Annotated in this window: 22 protein-coding genes; all 22 read right to left on the bottom strand. The window is 60.0% G+C overall.

Features of this window, described 5'->3' with window-relative positions; genetic code table 11:
* Positions 1-38: 38 nt before the first annotated feature.
* The 22 genes from ccmI to flhF all read right to left on the bottom strand — a co-directional run bounded on the left by ccmI (position 39) and on the right by flhF (position 19,246).
* Positions 39-1,313: a c-type cytochrome biogenesis protein CcmI gene (ccmI, locus tag ACB033_RS02475; protein WP_371140310.1), complete on the bottom strand. Its 1,275-nt coding sequence runs from the start codon at positions 1,311-1,313 to the stop codon at positions 39-41.
* Positions 1,310-1,792 carry a cytochrome c-type biogenesis protein gene (locus tag ACB033_RS02470; RefSeq protein ID WP_139725463.1) on the bottom strand — a complete coding sequence of 161 codons (483 nt, stop codon included), beginning with the start codon at positions 1,790-1,792 and terminating at the stop codon, positions 1,310-1,312. The genes ccmI and ACB033_RS02470 overlap by 4 nt, the downstream gene beginning before the upstream one ends.
* A gap of 11 nt (positions 1,793-1,803) precedes the next feature.
* On the bottom strand, positions 1,804-2,334 hold the full coding sequence (locus ACB033_RS02465; RefSeq protein WP_029301475.1) for a DsbE family thiol:disulfide interchange protein: 531 nt from the start codon (positions 2,332-2,334) through the stop codon (positions 1,804-1,806).
* On the bottom strand, positions 2,331-4,286 hold the full coding sequence (locus ACB033_RS02460) for a heme lyase CcmF/NrfE family subunit (protein WP_099358564.1): 1,956 nt from the start codon (positions 4,284-4,286) through the stop codon (positions 2,331-2,333). The genes ACB033_RS02465 and ACB033_RS02460 overlap by 4 nt, the downstream gene beginning before the upstream one ends.
* Positions 4,283-4,774: a cytochrome c maturation protein CcmE gene (gene ccmE / locus ACB033_RS02455; protein ID WP_005298847.1), complete on the bottom strand. Its 492-nt coding sequence runs from the start codon at positions 4,772-4,774 to the stop codon at positions 4,283-4,285. Before ccmE ends, ACB033_RS02460 begins: the two co-directional genes overlap by 4 nt.
* Entirely contained in the window at positions 4,771-4,977 is a 207-nt protein-coding gene (gene ccmD, locus ACB033_RS02450) for a heme exporter protein CcmD (protein ID WP_005298845.1), read from the bottom strand. The genes ccmE and ccmD overlap by 4 nt, the downstream gene beginning before the upstream one ends.
* Before the next feature lie 2 nt (positions 4,978-4,979).
* On the bottom strand, positions 4,980-5,720 hold the full coding sequence (locus tag ACB033_RS02445; protein WP_065018246.1) for a heme ABC transporter permease: 741 nt from the start codon (positions 5,718-5,720) through the stop codon (positions 4,980-4,982).
* A 163-nt stretch (positions 5,721-5,883) separates the two neighbouring features.
* Positions 5,884-6,552 (bottom strand): heme exporter protein CcmB, encoded by a 669-nt coding sequence (gene ccmB / locus ACB033_RS02440; RefSeq protein ID WP_017766603.1) that lies wholly within the window; start codon positions 6,550-6,552, stop codon positions 5,884-5,886.
* A gap of 5 nt (positions 6,553-6,557) precedes the next feature.
* Complete coding sequence (ccmA, locus tag ACB033_RS02435) at positions 6,558-7,193, bottom strand: cytochrome c biogenesis heme-transporting ATPase CcmA (protein ID WP_005298840.1); 636 nt, start codon at positions 7,191-7,193, stop codon at positions 6,558-6,560.
* A gap of 163 nt (positions 7,194-7,356) precedes the next feature.
* On the bottom strand, positions 7,357-7,743 hold the full coding sequence (locus tag ACB033_RS02430; RefSeq protein WP_010634610.1) for a DUF2802 domain-containing protein: 387 nt from the start codon (positions 7,741-7,743) through the stop codon (positions 7,357-7,359).
* Between the two features lie 18 nt (positions 7,744-7,761).
* The gene (locus ACB033_RS02425) at positions 7,762-8,250 is read right to left on the bottom strand and encodes a chemotaxis protein CheW (RefSeq protein ID WP_005298836.1); all 489 of its coding nucleotides are present in this window, start codon (positions 8,248-8,250) and stop codon (positions 7,762-7,764) included.
* Between the two features lie 69 nt (positions 8,251-8,319).
* Positions 8,320-9,189 carry a chemotaxis protein CheW gene (locus ACB033_RS02420; protein ID WP_010634611.1) on the bottom strand — a complete coding sequence of 290 codons (870 nt, stop codon included), beginning with the start codon at positions 9,187-9,189 and terminating at the stop codon, positions 8,320-8,322.
* Positions 9,186-9,980 carry a ParA family protein gene (locus ACB033_RS02415; RefSeq protein WP_005298826.1) on the bottom strand — a complete coding sequence of 265 codons (795 nt, stop codon included), beginning with the start codon at positions 9,978-9,980 and terminating at the stop codon, positions 9,186-9,188. The genes ACB033_RS02420 and ACB033_RS02415 overlap by 4 nt, the downstream gene beginning before the upstream one ends.
* A gap of 4 nt (positions 9,981-9,984) precedes the next feature.
* Positions 9,985-10,908 (bottom strand): flagellar motor protein MotB, encoded by a 924-nt coding sequence (locus tag ACB033_RS02410; RefSeq protein WP_201892267.1) that lies wholly within the window; start codon positions 10,906-10,908, stop codon positions 9,985-9,987.
* Between the two features lie 2 nt (positions 10,909-10,910).
* On the bottom strand, positions 10,911-11,648 hold the full coding sequence (locus ACB033_RS02405) for a flagellar motor protein (protein ID WP_026140851.1): 738 nt from the start codon (positions 11,646-11,648) through the stop codon (positions 10,911-10,913).
* A 2-nt stretch (positions 11,649-11,650) separates the two neighbouring features.
* On the bottom strand, positions 11,651-12,760 hold the full coding sequence (locus ACB033_RS02400; RefSeq protein WP_017766599.1) for a chemotaxis response regulator protein-glutamate methylesterase: 1,110 nt from the start codon (positions 12,758-12,760) through the stop codon (positions 11,651-11,653).
* A gap of 32 nt (positions 12,761-12,792) precedes the next feature.
* Positions 12,793-14,985 carry a chemotaxis protein CheA gene (locus ACB033_RS02395; RefSeq protein ID WP_139725466.1) on the bottom strand — a complete coding sequence of 731 codons (2,193 nt, stop codon included), beginning with the start codon at positions 14,983-14,985 and terminating at the stop codon, positions 12,793-12,795.
* An 11-nt stretch (positions 14,986-14,996) separates the two neighbouring features.
* Positions 14,997-15,737 (bottom strand): protein phosphatase CheZ, encoded by a 741-nt coding sequence (locus ACB033_RS02390; protein WP_005298816.1) that lies wholly within the window; start codon positions 15,735-15,737, stop codon positions 14,997-14,999.
* Between the two features lie 12 nt (positions 15,738-15,749).
* Positions 15,750-16,133 (bottom strand): chemotaxis response regulator CheY, encoded by a 384-nt coding sequence (cheY, locus tag ACB033_RS02385; RefSeq protein WP_010634617.1) that lies wholly within the window; start codon positions 16,131-16,133, stop codon positions 15,750-15,752.
* A gap of 111 nt (positions 16,134-16,244) precedes the next feature.
* On the bottom strand, positions 16,245-16,964 hold the full coding sequence (locus ACB033_RS02380; protein ID WP_005298811.1) for an RNA polymerase sigma factor FliA: 720 nt from the start codon (positions 16,962-16,964) through the stop codon (positions 16,245-16,247).
* Positions 16,957-17,832, bottom strand: coding sequence for a MinD/ParA family protein (locus ACB033_RS02375; RefSeq protein WP_010634619.1), 876 nt, complete (start codon positions 17,830-17,832; stop codon positions 16,957-16,959). The genes ACB033_RS02380 and ACB033_RS02375 overlap by 8 nt, the downstream gene beginning before the upstream one ends.
* Position 17,833: 1 nt before the next feature.
* The gene (gene flhF, locus ACB033_RS02370; protein WP_139725467.1) at positions 17,834-19,246 is read right to left on the bottom strand and encodes a flagellar biosynthesis protein FlhF; all 1,413 of its coding nucleotides are present in this window, start codon (positions 19,244-19,246) and stop codon (positions 17,834-17,836) included.
* Positions 19,247-19,253: the final 7 nt, after the last annotated feature.

Here is a 19,253-nt window from a genome sequence, read left to right as displayed (position 1 = left end):
GGCAGCCCGGCCCCATCGAGGGCCGGGCCAGAGGCGTATTAGAGGGCGTGATCGATGCGGATGTCAATCGGCGCTGAAGGAATTGAGCCGGTGGCGACCGGGACCGAGGCCCCTTCGAACGCCCCTTCCTTGTTCATGACGTTGCCGCCACGGGAGAGGCGCGCCTTGAACTGCAGCTCGGGATAGGCGGCCAGCTTGTTGCCCTCCATCATGGCATCACCGTCACCCAGCGACAGCGTCACCGGGAAGTGCGGGCCCGGGATACGCTTGACCGCGATGGGCATGGGCGGCCCGTTGGGGATCACCGCAAACACGAACAGATGGGCATCTTCCGGCAGCGCAATGCCATCGGCCAACGTCACCTTGAGCGGGAACTCGCCGGCCTTCACTTCCAGCACCTGGGCGGAGGCGGTGCCCTGTCCGCTCGCCTCTGCCGGCACGACCGCACTGGCCATGCCGCGTTTCTTCAACTGCTGCTCGGCATAGTCGATGGAGCGCTCCACCATGGTGTAGCGGGTCGAGCCCTTCTCCATCAGCGGCAGCATCTCGCGCCAGCGTTGCAGGGCAGTCTTGAAGTCCTCTTTTTGCAGGGCCATGAAGGCGTAGACGGAGCGCGCCTCGATATTGGCCGGATCCTGGGCGATGGCTCCCCGCAGCAGCTGATCGGCCTGCGCGTCATCCCCTGTCATCATCAGCGCCTGGGCATAGGGCACTGCCACCATCCCCTTCTGCGGTGTCAACCCGTAGGCCCGCTCCAGCGCCTCGCGGGCCATATCGGGATCATTGCCATCCAGCGACAGTCGACCCAGCAGCAGCCAGCCGCGGTAATCGTTCGGTTCCTCTTTCAAGCGGGTGCGCAGGGCCAGGGTGAAGTCCAGCAGATCCTGCTCGGTGACCTCGGCATTGCGCTCCACCAGGATGCGGTTGCTGAGCTCGCCCAACCGGCTGCTGGCGTCCTGCCAGCGGCTGACCTCCTGCCAGGCGCCCAGCTTGTAGTAGAGCCCCAGGCTCACCACCAGCAGCACCAGCACACCCGGGATCCAGATCAGACTCTTGCCGCCGCGAGCGGTCTGCTCCACGTCGGGGATGTCGTCCAGCAGGCTGCGCTGCAGCTCGATCAGGGTGTCCTGCTCTTCCGCCAGCACCCCCTGTTCGCGCTCTTCGCCGATCTCCAGCAGACGCTGACGATAGAGCTGTTTGTTGAGGGCCGAGCGGCTGATGCTCTGCCGGCCCTCTCCCCGCCACAGGGGCAACACCAGTGCCAGGCTCACCAGCACCAGCAGGGCCGCGATCACTATCCAAAATGCGGTCATTGTTTCTCTTCCTCTTTGAGCAGGGCAGCCAGACGACGCTGCTCCTCCGCGCTCAGGGCGCTATCCGCCGGCGTAGCTGCCGCGGGACGACGGCGACTGCGCACCACCACCAGGACTATGCCCACCACGATCACCAGCAGCGGCCCCAGCCAGAGGATCAGGGTGGAGGCCATCAGCGGCGGGTTGTACAGGATGAAGTTGCCGTAGCGGGCCACCATGTAGTCCACCACCTCCTGCTTCTCCTTGCCCTCGCGCACCATCTGGTAGGTCTTGTCACGCAAGTCCTTGGCAAGGCCCGCATTGGAGTCGGCGATGTCTTGGTTCTGGCACTTGGGGCAGCGCAGCTCCTTGGTCAGTTCACGAAAGGTCTGCTCCTGGGCGTCGTTGTCGAAGGTGTAGACATCGATGGCGGCCAGCGCCTGACCCGCCCCGCCCAGTCCCGCCAGCAGCAGCAGCAGGGATGCAATCAAGATTCTCATCGGGTTCTCCCTCACTTCATGGCGTCATAGATGGGTTTGAGGGTCGATGCCCACACCTCGGGGTTGACGTCACCCACGTGGCGATAGCGGATGATGCCCTGACTGTCGATGAAGAAGGTCTCCGGCGCGCCGTAAACCCCCAGATCCAGCCCCAGCATGCCGTCGGGATCATACAGATTGATCTGATAGGGATTGCCGAGCTCCGCCAGCCAGTTGATGGCCTTGGCCCGCTCATCCTTGTAGTTCATGCCGACGATGTAGATCCCCTGCCCCGCCAGTTGCTTGAGGTAGGTGTGCTCCCCGTAGCAGGTCGGGCACCAGGTGGCCCAGACGTTGAGCAGCATGGGGCGTCCCTTGAGGATGCTCCTGTCATGCTGCTTGCCCAGGTCATAGATATCCTGCAGGGTGAACACGGGCACCTCCTTGCCCACCATCACGGACTCGAGCTTGGTGGGATCGGAGTAGAGCCCCTTGAACAGAAACACGGCCCCCAGCAGAAAGACGATGAAGGGGATCAGAAACAACCAGGTCTTCTTGCTCATGCCTTGGCCTCCTCTTCACGACGACCGAAACGGTAGCGCTTGTCCAGCATCGCCAGCACGCCGCCAATGGCCATGAAGACGCCGCCGAACCAGATCCAGCGCACGAAGGGTTTGTAGTAGATCCGCACCGCCCAGGCGCCGTTGTCGAGCTGCTCGCCAAGGGCCGCATAGAGGTCACGGGTAAAGCCGGCATCGATGGCCGCCTCGGTCATCGGCATCCGGGTCACCTTGTACATCCGCTTCTCCGGCTTGAGCAGAGCCACCTGCTTGCCATCCTTGTGCACTTCCAGCACGCCCTTGAAACCGTCGTAGTTGGGGCCGTTCTTCTCCTTGATACCGGTGAAGACGAACTCATAATCGGCAAAATGAACCCGATCGCCGGCCTGCATGCGCAAGTCCTTCTCGATGCTGTAGTTCTGGGTGCAGGCGATGCCGATGATGCTCACAGCAAGACCCACGTGGCCCAGGATCATGGCCCAATGGCTGTTGCCAAGGCGCCGTACACCGACGGCAAAGCTGTGTTTGTGGGTGGCACGCGCCCAGGTTTCCTGCACGCTGGTCACGATGATCCAGGCGCCAAGCCCGATACCGAGCGCAGCCCAGGGCTTGAACTCCTCGGCCAGCAGCAGCGGCAGCAGGATGGCGGCGGCCAGGCTCAGCAGGAGCGCCAGGACCACTTTGCCCTTGAGCTCGCCCAGCTCCTGACGGCGCCAGCGAAACAGCGGGCCGACCCCCAGCAACAGGGCGAACGGGATGATCAGCCAGCTGTAGATGTGGTTGAAGAAGGGGGTGCCGATGGAGATGCTACCCAGCCCCAGCTCCTTGTGTACCAGCGGCAGCAGGGTGCCAAGCAGCACGGTCAGCAGACCCGCCACCAGCATGATGTTGTTGCACAGCAGCAGGGTCTCGCGGCTCCACAACTCGTGCTTGCCGTGGCTTCTCACCTGGGAGCCCTTGAAGGCGAACAGCAGCAAGGATGAACCGATTACCGCCAACAGGAAGCCCAGAATGAACAGGCCGCGGGTCGGGTCGGAGGCAAACGCATGCACCGACACCAGCACGCCGGAGCGCACCAGGAAGGTACCCAGCAGGCTCAGAGAGAAGGCGGAGAGCGCCAGCAGCACGGTCCAGGCCTTGAAGGTGGCGCGCTTTTCACTGACTGCCAGCGAGTGCAGCAGGGCGGTGCCGGCCAGCCAGGGCATGAAGGAGGCGTTTTCCACCGGATCCCAGAACCACCAGCCGCCCCAGCCGAGCTCGTAATAGGCCCACCAGGAGCCAAGCACTATACCCAGAGTGAGGAAGACCCAGGCGGCCATGGTCCAGGGGCGGGACCAGCGCGCCCAGGTGGCATCGAGCCGGCCGGTCATCAAGGAGGCGATGGCGAAAGCAAACGCCACCGAGAAGCCCACATAACCCATGTAGAGCATGGGCGGGTGGAAGATGAGACCCGGGTCCTGCAGCAGCGGGTTGAGATCGCGCCCATCCACCGGGAAATAGGGCAAGGTGCGGGTGAAGGGGTCGGAGGTAAACAGCACGAAGGCGGTGAAACCGACCGAGATGAGGCCGAGCACGCCGAGCACCCGCGCCACCGCGTCGAGCGGCAGGCGGCGGCTGAACATGGCGACCGCCGCGGTCCAGCCCCCCAGCGTCAGCACCCACAGCAGCAGGGAACCCTCGTGGGCACCCCACACCGCGGAGATGCGATAGGCCAACGGCAGCAGGCTGTTGGAGTTGGTGGCCACGTACTGCACGGTGAAGTCGTTGTCGATGAAGGCCCAGGTCAGGCACAGGAACGACAGCAACAACAGCAGGAACTGGGCATAGGCGAGCGGACGGGCCGCCGACATCATGCCAAGGCGCCCCCATTTGGCCCCGAGCAGCGGATAGCTGCCCAGCAGCAGGGCGGTGGCAAAGGCCAGGATCAGTGAAAACTGTCCTAATTCCGGGATCATTGCTTGCTCCCCTTCAACTGCGCGTCGGTGTATTCCGGCTTGAAGTGCATGCCGTTGGTGGCATCGGCCACTTCCGGCGGCATGTAGTTCTCATCGTGCTTGGCCAGCACCTCGAAGGCGGCGACCGTGGTGGCATCCTTGAGGGTGCCCTGGGCGACGATGCCCTGCCCTTCGCGGAACAGATCCGGCAGGATGCCGTCAAACTCGACGGTCACCAGATGCCCACCGTTGTCCACCAGCTTGAAGGCCACCTTGAGGCTCTGGGGATCGCGCTGCACCGAGCCCGGCACCACCAGACCCCCGATGCGCAGGCGCTGCCCCTCTTCCGGCTTGATCTTGTCCGGTCCCTTGCCTTCCACCAGCTCGCTCGGGGTATAGAAGAGATCGATGTTCTGGCTGAGGGCATAGAGCACCAGGCCAATCACGGCGGCGAGGCCGGCACTGATCGCCAGGATGATGGTGAGGCGTTTTTTGCGTCTCGGGTTCATAGGGTGTTCTCCATCTGCTGGGCCGCCTTGCGACGGGCCTCGCGCGCCTGCTTGCTGCGCAATTCGCCAAGCAGGCTGCGGGTTTTCATACGGGTGGAAATGACGATGCCGACCAGGCAAAGCAGGGTCAGACCGAAGGAGAGCCAGACGTAGAAGGCGTAACCGCCCATCGCCAGAAAGTCACTGAATGAGGCAAAGTGCATGCTTACTTCTCCTGCTCGGCTATCTCTTTGACCCAGGGGCGGTGCCACTCCCGCATCAAGAGCTCGTTTCGAAAACGCATCAGGGAGAGGGCCCCGAGGAAGGCGGCAAAGGCCAGGATCATGATGAGCAGCGGCCACAGCATCTCGGGGGAGATGGAGGGCTTGTCAAACTTGGTGATGGTGGCGCCCTGATGCAGGGTGTTCCACCACTCCACCGAGTAGTGAATGATGGGCAGGTTGATCACCCCCACCAGCGCCAGGATGCCGGCGGCCCGGCCGGCCAGCACCTTGTCGCTGAAGGCGTTGTAGAGGGCGATGACCCCCAGGTAGAGGAACAGCAGGATCAGCTCAGAGGTGAGCCGCGCATCCCACACCCACCAGGTGCCCCACATGGGTTTGCCCCAGGCGGCGCCGGTAAACAGCGCAATGAAGGTAAACACGGCACCGACCGGCGCGATGGCGGCCACCGTCATGTCGGCCATCCTCAGCTGCCACACCAGACCGATGAAGGCCGCGACCGCCATGGTGGAGTAGGCCCCCATGGAGAGAATGGCGGCGGGAACATGGATGTAGATGATCCGGAAGGAGTCACCCTGCTGGTAATCGGCAGGGGCGAACGCCAACCCCCAAAGGGTGCCGATGATGAATGCCAGCAGGCTGGTCACGGCAAACCAGGGCAACAAGGCCCCTGCCAGCTGGTAAGCGCGCTCGGGTTTAGCGTAAGGGTGCAACCATTTCCACATAGCTCACAAAACCTTTCTGTTATTAATATCGTGGCGAGGCCTACCTTACCCACTGCCGGAAAACATCACATCCCCCGAAAGCAATAAGCAGCCATCCTCTTGATCTATCTCAATTATATTTTTTATAACGGCCCTTCCATGGCCACTTTTTCAGACGCTTTCATCAATTCACGCTGACCCGCAGCGCCGCCGAGACCGCCAACGGGGTCAGGGTGAGCGCACCGGCCAGCATGGCCCCCAGAATCGCCAGCTGCCCCGAATAGGGCAGTCCCATCCCCGCCGCATCGATGGCGGAGGTGGCAAAAATCAGTACCGGAATATAGAGCGGCAGGATCAGCAGACTGAGCAGCACTCCCCCTTTGCGCAGACCCACGGTGAGGGCCACCCCGATCGCCCCGAGCAGGCTCAGCACGGGTGTGCCCAGCGCCAGGGTGGCGACCACCGCCAGATAGGTGTTCATGTCCAGCGACAGCAGGATGGCGAGCAGCGGGGAGATGAGCAACAGCGGCAGGCCGGTCAGCAACCAGTGAGCGATCACTTTGGCCAGCGCCAGCAAGCCCAGCGGATGGGGCATCAACATCATCTGCTCCAGCGCGCCATCGCCGAAGTCGTCGCGAAACAGCCGCTCCAGGGAGAGCATGGCCGCCAGCAGGGCCGCCACCCAGATGATGCCGGGGGCAATGCGGGCCAGAAGCTTGGGCTCGGGGCCGATCCCCAGCGGAAACAGGGTGATGACGATGAGAAAGAACCAGAGCGGGTTGAGGATGTCGGAGCGCTGGCGCAGGGCCATCAGCAGCTCACGGTGGATCAGGTGCATTACGGCGCGCAACATCAGAACTACTCCTGCAGCAAGGGCGTGAGAGAGAGGGTCTTCAGCCGTCCCTGCATCAGGGTCATGTCCTGATGGGTGGTGAGGATCACCATGCCCCCCCGCTCGGCATGGGTCAGGAACAGCCGCTCCAGCACCTTCACCCCCTGTTTGTCGATGGCGGTGAACGGCTCGTCCAGGATCCAGAGTGCCGGCTGGTCACTCAGCCACAGACGGGCCAACGCGACGCGGCGCTGCTGACCGGCGGAGAGCTGACCGGTGGGGTTGTCTTCAAAGCCGGCCAGACCGACCTGGGCCAGCACCCGCCACAGGTCCACGCTGGTATCGGCCGCATGGTGCAGTTTCTGGTAGAAGGCGAGGTTTTCAAGCGGTGTTAGGGCAGCCTTGACACCTGGCTGATGACCGAGATAGAGCAGATTGGCGTGATATTCGTCGCGGCAATGGCGAATATTCTCGCCATTCCAGCACACTTCACCGGCAAAAGGCTGAGACAGGCCGGTCAGCAGGCGCAGCAGGCTGGTCTTGCCCACGCCGTTGGGACCTTCAATTTGCACCAGATCACCGGGAGCCACCGCAAAGGAGAGATGTTCAAACAGAGTGCGATCTTCACGCACGCAGCTCAGGTTGTGAATTTGAAGCAGCATGAGGATGTAATCAGTGAAAAGAAGCGGCCTGCATATTAACACAGTATCGGGAAGCGTCTTTTCAAAGATGCCAATTATCAGCAGGATTTGTGGGGGAGATCCCGCCTTGGAGAGCCGCAAAGCGGGGCGGGAAAATCAGGAAGGCAGACGCCTTCCCGATCGATCATGAGCGGCCTTTTCGCAATGAAATCAACAATTCAGCCTCGGCCTTTGGCAATTCACACTCGTTCATGACCTCATCGAGGTCAGCACCGAGCTCCACCATCTTGGCGGCCCGGCTGTACAGGCGGCGTTCCGGATCCTGCAGGGTAAGCTCCTGCTGGCGGTCATTGACCTGCTGCATGGCCCCTTCAACGGATTGCAGACGCTGGCCCATGCCGATGGCTCCGGTATGCAGCTCCATCATCTGCTTGCGCAGACTCTCGAGCTGACCCTGCAGCAGCTCCACCCTGGCCTCGGACTCTCGCTGGCCACGTCGGCTGCCTAACACCCCGTACAGGGCCAGCGCCAACGCCAACAAGGACACCCCCAAGGCGGCAATTTCAATCATCAACACATCATCTTCCTATCAGAGGGAACCGATATCTTCCCACTCTTCATCGGAGAGCAGCTTGTTCAGATCGACCAGGATAAGCAGCTGGCCATCGCGATTGCTGACCCCCTGAATGAACTTGGCGCTCTCTTCGGTACCCACGGCCGGGGCCGCATCGATCTCGGACGAACGCAGATAGACCACCTCGGCCACGCTGTCGACCATGATGCCGATCACCTGCTTCTCTGCCTCGATGATGACGATGCGCGAGTTTTCACTCACATCGCCAGAAGGCAGGCCGAAGCGGGAACGGGTGTCGATGACGGTCACCACGTTGCCGCGCAGGTTGATGATGCCCAGCACGTATTCGGGGGCACCCGGCACAGGGGCGATCTCGGTGTAGCGCAGCACCTCCTGCACCTGCATCACGTTGATGCCGTAGGTTTCATTTTCCAGCTGGAAGGTGACCCATTGCAGCACTTCGTCTTCGGCCAGATTCTGTGCAATATTGCGCTTTTCTGTCATGTTTTTATTCCTTTTATGAAAACGTCTACTGGTAAAACTAGCAATAAAACAGCCCGAGTGCAGAAGTTATCAGCGACCTTCTATGTTGACCCCGCGCTCCAGCAACAGGAGCAATTCCTTCACGTGCAGCAGGGCACACATCTTCTCCTTGACCATGCCGGCCAGCCAGGGACGTTTGCCCTCCTGATGGCGCCATTTGACCTGATCACGGTGCAATAACTCGGTTCCCTTCAGATGATGGCAGGCCAGCCCCCAGGGGGATTCACCCAACATGATAAGATACTTGTAGTCATCTATTTCCAGATGCTGGCCCGGCATGACCCACTGCGCAGTGTCCACCACGTTCATCTTCTGCTCGCGGGACGTCATGATCCCCTTGTACCAGCCGGGCTGGCCAAAAAGAGATGACACCTCCCCCAGCTGATGAATACCGCCAAGCTCGGTCAGCGGCACGGCAAAGGTGACGCCGGCCACTTCAAAGAACAGGGCCTGAAACTCCTTGCCGGTATCGATGTTTTCCCAGGTGGAGGGGGCAACTTCCTCCTGTGGCGCCAGCGCCACCTCGGTCTCCGTCACCACCAGAGTCGCGGGATCCGCCGCCACCGGCTCGGGCATCTCCTCGGGCCAGACCGGCTCAACCGGCAGCAAGGCATCTTCGGCCTCGATCTGCAGCGGTTCAGTGACCACCTCTTCATGGCTCAGGGCGTCGATTTCATATTGTACCTGACCGACCTGGGCCAGCAGTTCACTCAACTGTTCCAGCCGCTGATCCGCCTCCAGATAGGGCTGGGCCACTTTCTCGGCAACCGGCTGGGGCTTGCGTTGCAGCTGGATGACGGGCGCGGAGTCAGGCTCGTCGGCATCCAGCAGCAGGGCATCTTCCAGCAGCAGGGAGTGGAAGTAGTCATCCATGGCCCGAACTTGGGTGGTATCTCTCATGATGTCACCTCATGAGCACGTTGACGCTCTTGCGCATCAAGATAGTTGAGCAGCGTCTCATAGGCGTAGGTGCCACGGCTGCTCGGCGAATAGATGGAGGGGGGAATGTGAAGCAAACTGGCATCCCGGAACTTGGTATCTATGGGTATGACGGCATTCCATACCGCACTGCCGTGCTGCTCCTTGATGGACTGCAGGGTCATCAGCGAGGCGCGGGTTCGCTTGTCAAACATGGTGGGAATGACGGTATAGCGGAACTTCTCCCGCTTGGAGCGCTGCATGATCTCGAAAGTCTTCATCATCCGCTCCAACCCCTTGAGCGCCAGGAACTCGGTCTGCACCGGCACCAGGATCCGGTCACAGGCCGCCAGCGCATTCACCATCATAACCCCCAGCACGGGCGGGCAGTCGATCAGCACGTAGTCGTATTGATCCTGGATGCGCAGCAGTGCCCGCTTGAGCACCAGCCCCATCCCTTCCCGATTGCCCATCACCCGATCCAGCGTGGCCAGGGTAATGGAGGCGGGCAGCAGGTGGATGTTCTCAAACTTGGTACGCAGCGTCAGTTTATTGACGAGCTCCGCCGTGGGCTTGACCGCCTGGAACAGCTCATAGAGGGTGCCATCCAGCCGATCGGAGTCAAAGTCGAGATATGAGGTCAGGGAAGCATGAGGGTCGGTGTCGATCAACAGCACCCGCTGACCACGCTGAGCCAGAATACCGGCCAACGAGACCACCGTGGTGGTTTTACCGACCCCACCTTTTTGGTTGGCAACCGTCCAAACAATCACTGTATCAATCCTGCCTCGTTGTTATGCGTATGCCACCACCTGGCAGCGAGATCACCTTGACCTCTCCTGCCTCGACTGCCTGCTGAACTGCCGGGACCGGCTCCTCCGTCACTGGCTTAACGGGAGGAACCGGGGTCGGAGGTGGTACCCAGGCGAACTTGGAAATAGCGACCACCACCTTGCGATTCTGTAAACGCCCCTGCTCGGTACTGTTGTCCGAGAAGGGAGAGAACTCCCCGTACGCCTCGTAGGCAAGTCGCTGCGGGGCTATCCCCTTGGCGATGAGCGCAGTGAGTACGGCCTCCGCCCTTGCTGCCGACAACGTCCAGTTGGAGCGAAAAATTTCATTATTTATCTGCTGGTTATCCGTGTAACCCCGCACTCTCACATAGTTATCGACCGGTTTCAGGATACTTGAAAGAGTATTGAGCACCGGATCTGCATTGGAGCTCATAAACGCGCTGCCACTGCCAAACAGCAGGCCGGAACTCAGTTCCACCGTCAGCCAGTTGTCATCCTGTGTCAACTTGACGACCCCGGCATCCACCAGAGACCCCATGTTCTCCTGCAGTTGCGAATCTATCTTCGCAAGAGTCATACCATCTTGCAGAATGGGAACACCAGAAATAGGAGCCTGCGAGGGTGAACGGGCCTTGGCACTCTCCAGCACAGAGGTTGCGGCGGACACTTCATTGTTCAGCAACGACTTTCCCTGCCCCTCCAGCAAGCCATCGCTGCGGGGCTGCATCACATTGAATGCCTGGGTCATGCCGTCGATGACGGCGCGATACTTGTCCTTGTTAACCAGTGCCACCGAGTAGAGCACCACGAACAAGGCGAAGATCAGCGTCATGTAGTCGGCGTAGGAAACCAGCCAGCGGTCGAGGTGTTCCCGACCTTGCAGATGCAAACGATAGCGCTTGCGCATGGCTACTCTCCCTTCAGATAAGCCTTCAACCGCCGTTCAACCTGGGGGCCATTCTCGCCATGGGCGATGGCCATCAGGCCTTCCAGCGTCATCTCCTGAAACAGGGCGTAATGATAGTGAAAAGCACGCAGGCGATTGGCGATCGGCAAGTAGAGCAGGTTGGCAAAGCCGACCCCGTAAATGGTGGCAACGAAGGCAACGGCAATACCGGCACCGAGAGCGGCGGGCTCCTCCAGATGAAACATCGCCTGGATCAGCCCGATGACGGCACCTATGATGCCGATGGTCGGACTGTATCCTCCCATGGCCTCGAAGACCCTGGCAGAGTGCTCGTTGCGCTCCTGCTCGATATCGATATCCGCTTCCAGCAACATGCGAATGTCGTCTACCGAAACCCCGTCCACTATCATGGTGAGGCCATGACGGGTAAATTCGTCACTCTCCTGCTCGGCCTGATTCTCCAGCGCCAGCAACCCTTGCTGGCGTGCAAAGATAGCCCAGGATTGCAATCTCTCGGCCTGAGCGACCAGATCCCAGTCCGGCGGCAGCACCATCCAGCGGGTCTGCCTGAGCGCTTCCAGCAGGAACTTGCGCGGCGTCTGCAAAATGACCGCCCCCCAGGTTCCCCCCACCACGATGACAAACGCGGGTCCATCGAGCAGGGTCAACAGGTTGCCGCCATGCCACAATTGGGCAATGGCAATGGCTCCCAGTGCCAGGATCAGGCCAAACATGCCCATCGTTAGCGGCCCAGCTCAACCAGGATACGTTGTGCGACCCGATCCAGCGGCAGCGATTCAGTGGCAATACCGGCTTTGGCAACCGCCTGCGGCATGCCATAAACCACGCAGGACGCTTCATCCTGGGCCCAGATGGTGGAGCCCTGCTCCTTGAGCAGGCGCGCGCCATCCCGACCGTCCGCTCCCATCCCGGTCAACACGATAGCAAGCACCTTATCGGCATAGGTCTTGGCGGCAGAGGCGAAGGTAATGTCGACACACGGCTTGTAGTTGACCTTGTCATTACCATCGACGATGCGGATGCGGGCACCGGCACCACGGCCTTCCAGCAGCATCTGTTTGCCACCGGGGGCCAGGTAGGCGTGACCGGGCTTGAGCACATCGCCATCTTCCGCTTCCTTGACACCTATCTGGCACAAGCCATTGAGACGTGCGGCAAAGGCCGCGGTGAAGGTCGCCGGCATGTGCTGGATAAGCAGGATCGGATGCGGGAAATCGCCGGGCAGCTTGGTCAACACATTCTGCAGGGCGACCGGGCCGCCGGTGGAAGTACCAATGGCCACCAGCTGATAACTCTTGCCGCTGCGCTTGAATGCGGCCACAGGAGCAGCACGCTGCGGCTCTGCCTGACGTTCTGCCGGACGTGGCGCATTCAGAGGTGTCCTGGCCACAGGCTCGGGCGCCTTCGGGCGTGCCGGCGCAGACATCAGGAAGCGCTTGCGTGAAATTTCCTTGACCCGCTGCTGCAGCAAACGGACGGCTTCATCCTTGTCACGGGCAATGTCTTCGAATTTCTTGGGCAGAAAGTCGAGCGCCCCTGCATCGAGCGCATCGAGCGTGGCTTTGGCCCCTTCATGGGTCAAAGAAGAGAACATCAGGATCGGCGTGGGGCACTTGGCCATGATCTCACGCACGGCACTGATGCCATCCATCACCGGCATCTCTATGTCCATGGTGATCACGTCAGGACGCAACTGCTGTGCCTTTTCTACCGCTTCCCGCCCATTTTGGGCCGTGTCGATGACCGTCAGCATGGGATCCTGAGTGATGATCTCGCTGACCCGACGACGGAAGAAGCTTGAATCGTCGACAACTAATACCTTGATTGCCATTGTTATTCTTCTAACTCCTTGAGCCTGGGGTATCAATGTCTACGGGCGTACGCCTTGAGCAGACTCGGCACATCCAGAATGAGCGCAATACCGCCATCACTGGTGATGGTCGCCCCGGCCATGCCGGGAGTCCCCTGCAGCAGGCTGTCCAGCGGCTTGATCACCACCTCTTCCTGGCCAATCAGATTGTCCACGACAAAACCGATCTGCTGGGTACCAATCTGGACAATCACAACGTGGCCCGTATCCTGACGCGATTTTCGGTTTTTGCCTCTGACCAGCCAGTTGTGCAGATAGAACAATGGGATGGCCTTCTCGCGCACTATGATGGTGAGCTGTCCATCCACCATGTTGGCCTTTTTCAGATCCAGATGGAAAATCTCGTTCACGCAGCCCAGCGGCAGCGCGAAGGTCTGTTCGCCCACTTCCACCATCAGGGTCGGCAGGATCGCCAGGGTCAGCGGCACCTTGATCTCGAGACGGGTGCCCTTGCCCCAGGTCGAATCGATATGCACCGAGCCATTCAGGCTGACGATGCTGGTCTTCACCACATCCATCCCGACGCCACGGCCGGAGATATCGGAAATTTCTGACTTGGTCGAGAAGCCGGGAGCAAAGATCAGGTTGTAGGCATCGTTGTCGCTCATGCGTGCCGCAGTATCGGCATCCAGCACACCACGGCTGATGGCAATGGACTTGAGCTTCTCGGGATCCATCCCAGCACCATCATCCTCGATGCAGAGCAGGATATGATCGCCCTGCTGGGACGCGCTCAGGGTAATGGTACCTTGCCGTGGCTTGCCCGCCTTCTCGCGGACATCCGGCATCTCGACGCCGTGGTCGCAAGAGTTGCGCACCAGGTGAACCAGCGGGTCGGCAAGGGCCTCCACCAGGTTCTTGTCGAGATCGGTCTCTTCACCGACCATTACCAGCTCGATCTCTTTCTTGAGGGTACGGGCCAGATCCCGCACCACCCGTGGGAAGCGACCAAATACTTTCTTGATAGGCTGCATGCGGGTCTTCATCACCGCGCCTTGCAGATCCGCCGTCACCACATCAAGGTTGGCAACGGCTTTTGACATGTCTTCATCGTTGCTGGCGATGCCGAGGCTCACCAGACGGTTTCGTACCAGCACCAGCTCACCCACCATGTTCATGATGACGTCCAGCGTCTTGGTATCCACCCGTACCGTAGTATCGCTTTGCACCGCACTGTCGGCGGACGCTGGCGCAGCCTGCTTGGATGGCGCCGGGGCAGGAGCCGGTTTTGCCGCGGCCGGCGCGACGGCTGGCTTGGCCGCAGCAGGTGCAGGAGCCGGTTTGGCTGCCGGCGCTGGAGTAACCGGTGCTGCTGGCGCTGGAGTCTGGGGCGCCGCCGGGGCTGACATGCTGCTCTGCGGACTCTGACCGCGACCGTGCAGTTCATCCAGCAGACGTTCGAACTCATCGTCATCGATCAGCTCGTCCACCTCTTTCTGTACCGATTTCAACGGGTTGACTTCGGGGGCACCACCGTGCTGACCTTGGCCATGGAGCTGGTCAAGCAAGGCTTCAAATTCGTCATCCGTGATGTCGCCGGAACTCGGCGCAGCAGGGCTAACCGCTGCGGTAGGTGCACCACCGACGCCATGCAACTCGTCAAGCAGGCGTTCAAACTCATCGGCCGAGATCTCATCGATGGAACCACCACCGCTGACCACGGAGGCCTCTTGCGCGGGTTCCGGCACGGCCGCAGGCTCCGGCTCGGCAATCACAGCCACCTCTTCAGCCACGGGAGCGGCAGCCTCCACCGGAGCACTGCTGCCTGCAGAGGCAGTCAACAGCTGCTCTTCCCCTTCGGGTTTGCAGAGCTCGTGCAGATCATGAAGGATTTCGGCGGACGCAGGACTAGGCGGTTCCCGATTCTGCACCTGGGCAAACATCACATTGATGGCATCCAGGGCCTGCAGGATCACGTCCATCAACTCGGCGGTCACGGTCCGCTTGCCATTGCGCAAGATGTCGAACACGTTCTCGGCACCGTGGCAGACGTCCACCAGTTCGGTCAGCGAGAGAAAACCGGCGCCGCCCTTGACGGTATGGAAGCCGCGAAATATGGCATTCAACAGATTCTTGTCATCGGGTCGCTTTTCCAAGTCGACCAGTTGTTCAGACAACTGTTCCAATATTTCGGATGCTTCGACCAAAAAGTCTTGCAGTATGTCTTCATCAACTTCGAAGGCCATGCGTCACTCCATTAAAATCCCAGGCTAGACAGCAGATCGTCCACATCATCCTGACCATTGACCACATCGGAACGAGTCTCAGGGTTCATGATGGGGCCTTCGGCTTCAATCCCGCTTACAGGAAGGCTGCGAGAAGAATGCTCGGCAGATGCCTCACCAAACATAGTCAGCATTTCTATTAATTTAGTTTCAACTTCCTGGACCAACTTGATGACCTTGCGGATCATTTGGCCGGTCAAATCCTGAAAATCTTGCGCCATCAGGATTTCTGTCAGCAGTTGCCGTAATTTATCGGCATCAGATTCAGAAGCCTTAATAAAATCATCCAGTTGGTGACACAAAGACTTGAATTGCCCAACACTCATGTCTCTGCTCATCAGGGCATTCCAGTTGGGCAGAACGAGTTGAATGTTGTCATTTAACCGATCGGCAATGGGCAGACTGGCTTCCACCGCATCCATGGTGCGATTGGCAGCCTTGTCCGTCATGTCGATGACATAGCTGAGGCGCTCCCGCGCATCGGGAATTTCATGGGTGGCCAGATCGGGGATCCTGGGATCCAGCCGAAAATCTTGTAGGGAATCATGCAGTTGTCGGGTCAATTGACCCACTTTGTCAAACAGGGCCGCCGCATTGGGCGCACACGCATCGGCGATGAGAGTGTCGGCCTGTTCGAATTCACCTTGCTCAAGATGGGCAACAAGCATCCTTGCCTGATCGAGCGAAATCATTGCACTCGTTTTGGCCTTCATCCCTGCTGCTCCTTAGCCGATTCGTTCAAAGATTTTGTCGAGTTTCTCTTTGAGCGTTGCAGCAGTGAAAGGCTTGACGATATAACCATTGACGCCGGCCTGGGCGGCTTCAATGATCTGCTCGCGCTTGGCTTCGGCAGTCACCATCAGTACCGGCAGGTGTTTGAGCTTGTCATCGACGCGAATAGCCTTGAGCAAGTCGATGCCTTGCATGCCAGGCATGTTCCAGTCGGTCACGACAAATTGAAAATCGCCATTTTTCAACATTGGCAAGGCCGTGTTGCCATCGTCTGCTTCGTGGGTGTTGTTGAATCCCAGGTCACGCAGCAAGTTCTTGATAATCCGGCGCATCGTTGAAAAATCGTCAACAATGAGGATTTTCATGTTCTTGTCCAAAATTCCCTCCTAAATAGCCGCCAGAGCGGCTCACTTACATGATGCAGATCGCAGGTTTTGTTTTGCGGATTATGCCTTAGAGTTTTGTTTCAGTGTAGCCAGTACAAACACTTATACATGCCAATCTCTTAAACGCGCGCGTAATCTGTGCATCGCCTGACTATGTATCTGGCTCACGCGAGACTCGCTGACGTTCAATACCTCGCCTATTTCACGCAAGTTCAGTTCTTCATCGTAGTAAAGGGAGAGCACCAGCGCTTCCCGTTCCGGCAGGCGGGCAATATGTTCGGCCAGCGCCCCCTGGAAACGTTCGGCCGCCAGTTCATCAAAGCCGTTGCTGCCCGGCTCGTCATCGGGGTGACCGATGACATCCTCGCTGACACCAAGATCCTCGATGCCGATGATCTTGCCGCAGGACACATCCTGCAGCATGGTGTGATACTCGGCGAGGCTGACCCCCATCTGGGCGGCCACTTCGGTGTCGCGAGCATCACGACCGTGGGTTTGTTCAACATTTTCGATGGCTTCGGCTATGGTGCGGCTGTTGCGGTGCACCGAGCGCGGCACCCAGTCACCGCGCCGGATCTCGTCCAGCATGGATCCGCGGATGCGGATCCCGGCGTAGGTTTCAAAACTGGCCCCCTTGCTGCCATCAAAATTGCGGGAGGCTTCGAGCAGCCCAATCATACCTGCCTGGATCAGGTCATCCAGCAAGACACTGCTTGGCAGGCGAGCCAATAAATGCTGGGCGATCCGCTTCACCAGCGGAGCATGGCGCTCGACCAGCACGTAGGAATCCTGATGACGCAAGTACGCTTGGGCTTTATTCACGGGAACCTTCCTGTGCTATGACCGGCTTTTGCAGCAAATTTTCCAGGAAAAATTCGAGATGACCGCCGGGTTGGTTAGGAATGGGCCAGCTTGCCGCCTTGTTGGCCAGCGCTCTGAATGCCAGTGCGGCCGGAGACTTGGGGAAGGCTTCGACAATCAGCTTCTGCTTGCGCACGGCAGCCCGCAGATTGGTGTCATAAGGCACGCAGGCAACCAGCTCCAGCGAGGTATCCAGGAAGCGGTCGGTCACCCGGGTCAGCTTGGCGTAGAGCTCCTGCCCTTCACGCAAGGAGCGCACCATGTTGGCCACCACCTTGAAGCGAAACACTCCGTGCTCCTTGGAGAGGATCTTGATGAGCGCGTAGGCATCCGTGATGGAGGTCGGTTCATCGCAGACCACCACCATGATGTCCTGGGCAGCGCGGGTGAAACTCAACACCATGTCGGAGATGCCCGCCGCGGTATCCACCAGCAGGATGTCGACCTGGGTCTTCATCTCGCTGAAGGCGCGGATAAGCTCGGCGTGTTGCACCGGCGAGAGCTCGACCATGGACTGGGTGCCCGAGGTCGCCGGCACTATCATCATGCCGTAAGGGCCTTCGACTATGATGTCGTCGATGGTGCACTCGCCCGCCAATACATGGGAGAGGTTGCGATGCACCCGCAGCCCCAGCATGACGTCCACGTTGGCGAGGCCAAGGTCGGCGTCCAGCACCATCACCCGTTTGCCTTGTGCGGCCATGGCTCCCGCCACGTTCAGGGTTACGTTGGTCTTGCCTACGCCCCCCTTGCCACCAGACACGGCGATCACTTTTACTCGATTGTTTTGACGCATTTTGCGCAGACCACTCGCCTGATCCATATACATGTTACTCATAAAACTCCGAATCTTCGGCCTCGCCAAAGCCTGTGCCCCAGAAATAGGGTTCTTCTGTTTCCCGCTCCAGCGAGCCCATGGCAGCTCCGACGAGCTGCGCCGCATTGGCGACCTGAATATCTTCCGGAACCCTTTGTCCATCAGTGATATAGCTGATGGGCAACGCATTCTGGATACACACGTTAATCACTTCGCCCAGATTCAGACTCTCATCCAATTTGGTAAGTATGCAGCCGCTCAATGGAATACGCCGGAAATGGTCCACCGCTTCCTGCATCACCCGACGCTGGGAAGTGGCCGACATCACCAGGTAGCTGCGGATGCGCACCTTGGCATTCTTGACCAGGGTATCGAGCTGCTCGGTCAGCCGGATATCCCGCTGCCCGACCCCCGCCGTGTCGATCAGCACCAGCCGGCGGTGGCGGAACTGATAGAGGGCATTGGCCAGCTCTTCGGCATCACGCACCTGGCGCACCGGGCAGCCCATGATGCGACCATAGGTCTGCAGCTGTTCATGGGCCCCGATCCGGTAGTTGTCGGTGGTGATGAGGGCCACCTGCTCGGCACCGTACTTCATGGCAAACCGCGCCGCCAGTTTGGCGATGGTGGTGGTCTTGCCCACCCCGGTCGGCCCGAGCAGAGCAACCGCTCCGCCCTGGCGCAGAATCTCGTCTTCGCTGATCTTGAGCTGGGCCGTCAGCACCTCGGCCAGCTGGGCCATGGCCTGATGGATCGGCATATCCTCGGGGATCATGCCGGCCAGCTGATCGGCGAAGGCATCGTCGAAGCCCATCTTCTTGAGCTCCTTGATGAGCAGGGCACGCATCGGCTCGCGGCGCTCCACCTCCTGCCACATCAGGCCGGAGATCTGGTGCTCCAGCAGCTTGCGGATGCTGGCCATCTCCTTGCGCATCCCTTCCATCTCCTGATCCCGCTGAGGGGATTGGGGAGCACGACCGGGCGCGGCAGCCCTCGCCTTCGGCTTGGCCGGTTCGGGAGCATTTCCCCACTGTCCCTGTTCGGCCAGAGTGCGGGGAGCATCGCTGGCGGCGGCAGGCGCAACGCCGTTGAGCCCCTGGCCGGCCGGGTTCAGTTTTTGCTGGCGGGCCAGCAGGGCGGCCAGGGTATCGGCATAGTGTTCATTCTGCTCTTTGGCCGGGCTCGGCGCGGAGCGCGTCATCTGCCGGCCGGCAGACGAGATATTGACGCTCTCATCGTTCAACTGACGGCGAACCGGCGCGTCCTTGGGTCCCGGCACCTGGGACTGATAATCGACAGCGGCGACTATCTCCACCCCACCGGTGACCTTCTTGTTGGACATGATGACGGCATCGGGCCCGAGAGTCTCCTTGACCTCGGCCAGAGCCGTTCGCATGTCCTTGGCAAAAAACCGCTTAATCTTCACCCGTCAT

It is taken from the genome of Aeromonas sp. S15(2024) (assembly GCF_041402265.1).
Taxonomy (GTDB): Bacteria; Pseudomonadota; Gammaproteobacteria; order Enterobacterales; family Aeromonadaceae; genus Aeromonas; species Aeromonas dhakensis.
Note: the sequence above shows the minus strand (reverse complement) of the source record. Positions and strands in the feature narration are given on the sequence as shown.

What these genes read in the sequence shown, in the direction of transcription:
- ccmI (WP_371140310.1), bottom strand. Translation starts at nt 1,313, where the DNA reads ATGACCGCATTTTGGATAGTGATCGCGGCCCTGCTGGTGCTGGTGAGC.
- ACB033_RS02470 (WP_139725463.1), bottom strand. Translation starts at nt 1,792, where the DNA reads ATGAGAATCTTGATTGCATCCCTGCTGCTGCTGCTGGCGGGACTGGGC.
- ACB033_RS02465 (WP_029301475.1), bottom strand. Translation starts at nt 2,334, where the DNA reads ATGAGCAAGAAGACCTGGTTGTTTCTGATCCCCTTCATCGTCTTTCTG.
- ACB033_RS02460 (WP_099358564.1), bottom strand. Translation starts at nt 4,286, where the DNA reads ATGATCCCGGAATTAGGACAGTTTTCACTGATCCTGGCCTTTGCCACC.
- ccmE (WP_005298847.1), bottom strand. Translation starts at nt 4,774, where the DNA reads ATGAACCCGAGACGCAAAAAACGCCTCACCATCATCCTGGCGATCAGT.
- ccmD (WP_005298845.1), bottom strand. Translation starts at nt 4,977, where the DNA reads ATGCACTTTGCCTCATTCAGTGACTTTCTGGCGATGGGCGGTTACGCC.
- ACB033_RS02445 (WP_065018246.1), bottom strand. Translation starts at nt 5,720, where the DNA reads ATGTGGAAATGGTTGCACCCTTACGCTAAACCCGAGCGCGCTTACCAG.
- ccmB (WP_017766603.1), bottom strand. Translation starts at nt 6,552, where the DNA reads ATGTTGCGCGCCGTAATGCACCTGATCCACCGTGAGCTGCTGATGGCC.
- ccmA (WP_005298840.1), bottom strand. Translation starts at nt 7,193, where the DNA reads ATGCTGCTTCAAATTCACAACCTGAGCTGCGTGCGTGAAGATCGCACT.
- ACB033_RS02430 (WP_010634610.1), bottom strand. Translation starts at nt 7,743, where the DNA reads ATGATTGAAATTGCCGCCTTGGGGGTGTCCTTGTTGGCGTTGGCGCTG.
- ACB033_RS02425 (WP_005298836.1), bottom strand. Translation starts at nt 8,250, where the DNA reads ATGACAGAAAAGCGCAATATTGCACAGAATCTGGCCGAAGACGAAGTG.
- ACB033_RS02420 (WP_010634611.1), bottom strand. Translation starts at nt 9,189, where the DNA reads ATGAGAGATACCACCCAAGTTCGGGCCATGGATGACTACTTCCACTCC.
- ACB033_RS02410 (WP_201892267.1), bottom strand. Translation starts at nt 10,908, where the DNA reads ATGCGCAAGCGCTATCGTTTGCATCTGCAAGGTCGGGAACACCTCGAC.
- ACB033_RS02405 (WP_026140851.1), bottom strand. Translation starts at nt 11,648, where the DNA reads ATGGGCATGTTTGGCCTGATCCTGGCACTGGGAGCCATTGCCATTGCC.
- ACB033_RS02400 (WP_017766599.1), bottom strand. Translation starts at nt 12,760, where the DNA reads ATGGCAATCAAGGTATTAGTTGTCGACGATTCAAGCTTCTTCCGTCGT.
- ACB033_RS02395 (WP_139725466.1), bottom strand. Translation starts at nt 14,985, where the DNA reads ATGGCCTTCGAAGTTGATGAAGACATACTGCAAGACTTTTTGGTCGAA.
- ACB033_RS02390 (WP_005298816.1), bottom strand. Translation starts at nt 15,737, where the DNA reads ATGAAGGCCAAAACGAGTGCAATGATTTCGCTCGATCAGGCAAGGATG.
- ACB033_RS02375 (WP_010634619.1), bottom strand. Translation starts at nt 17,832, where the DNA reads ATGTATATGGATCAGGCGAGTGGTCTGCGCAAAATGCGTCAAAACAAT.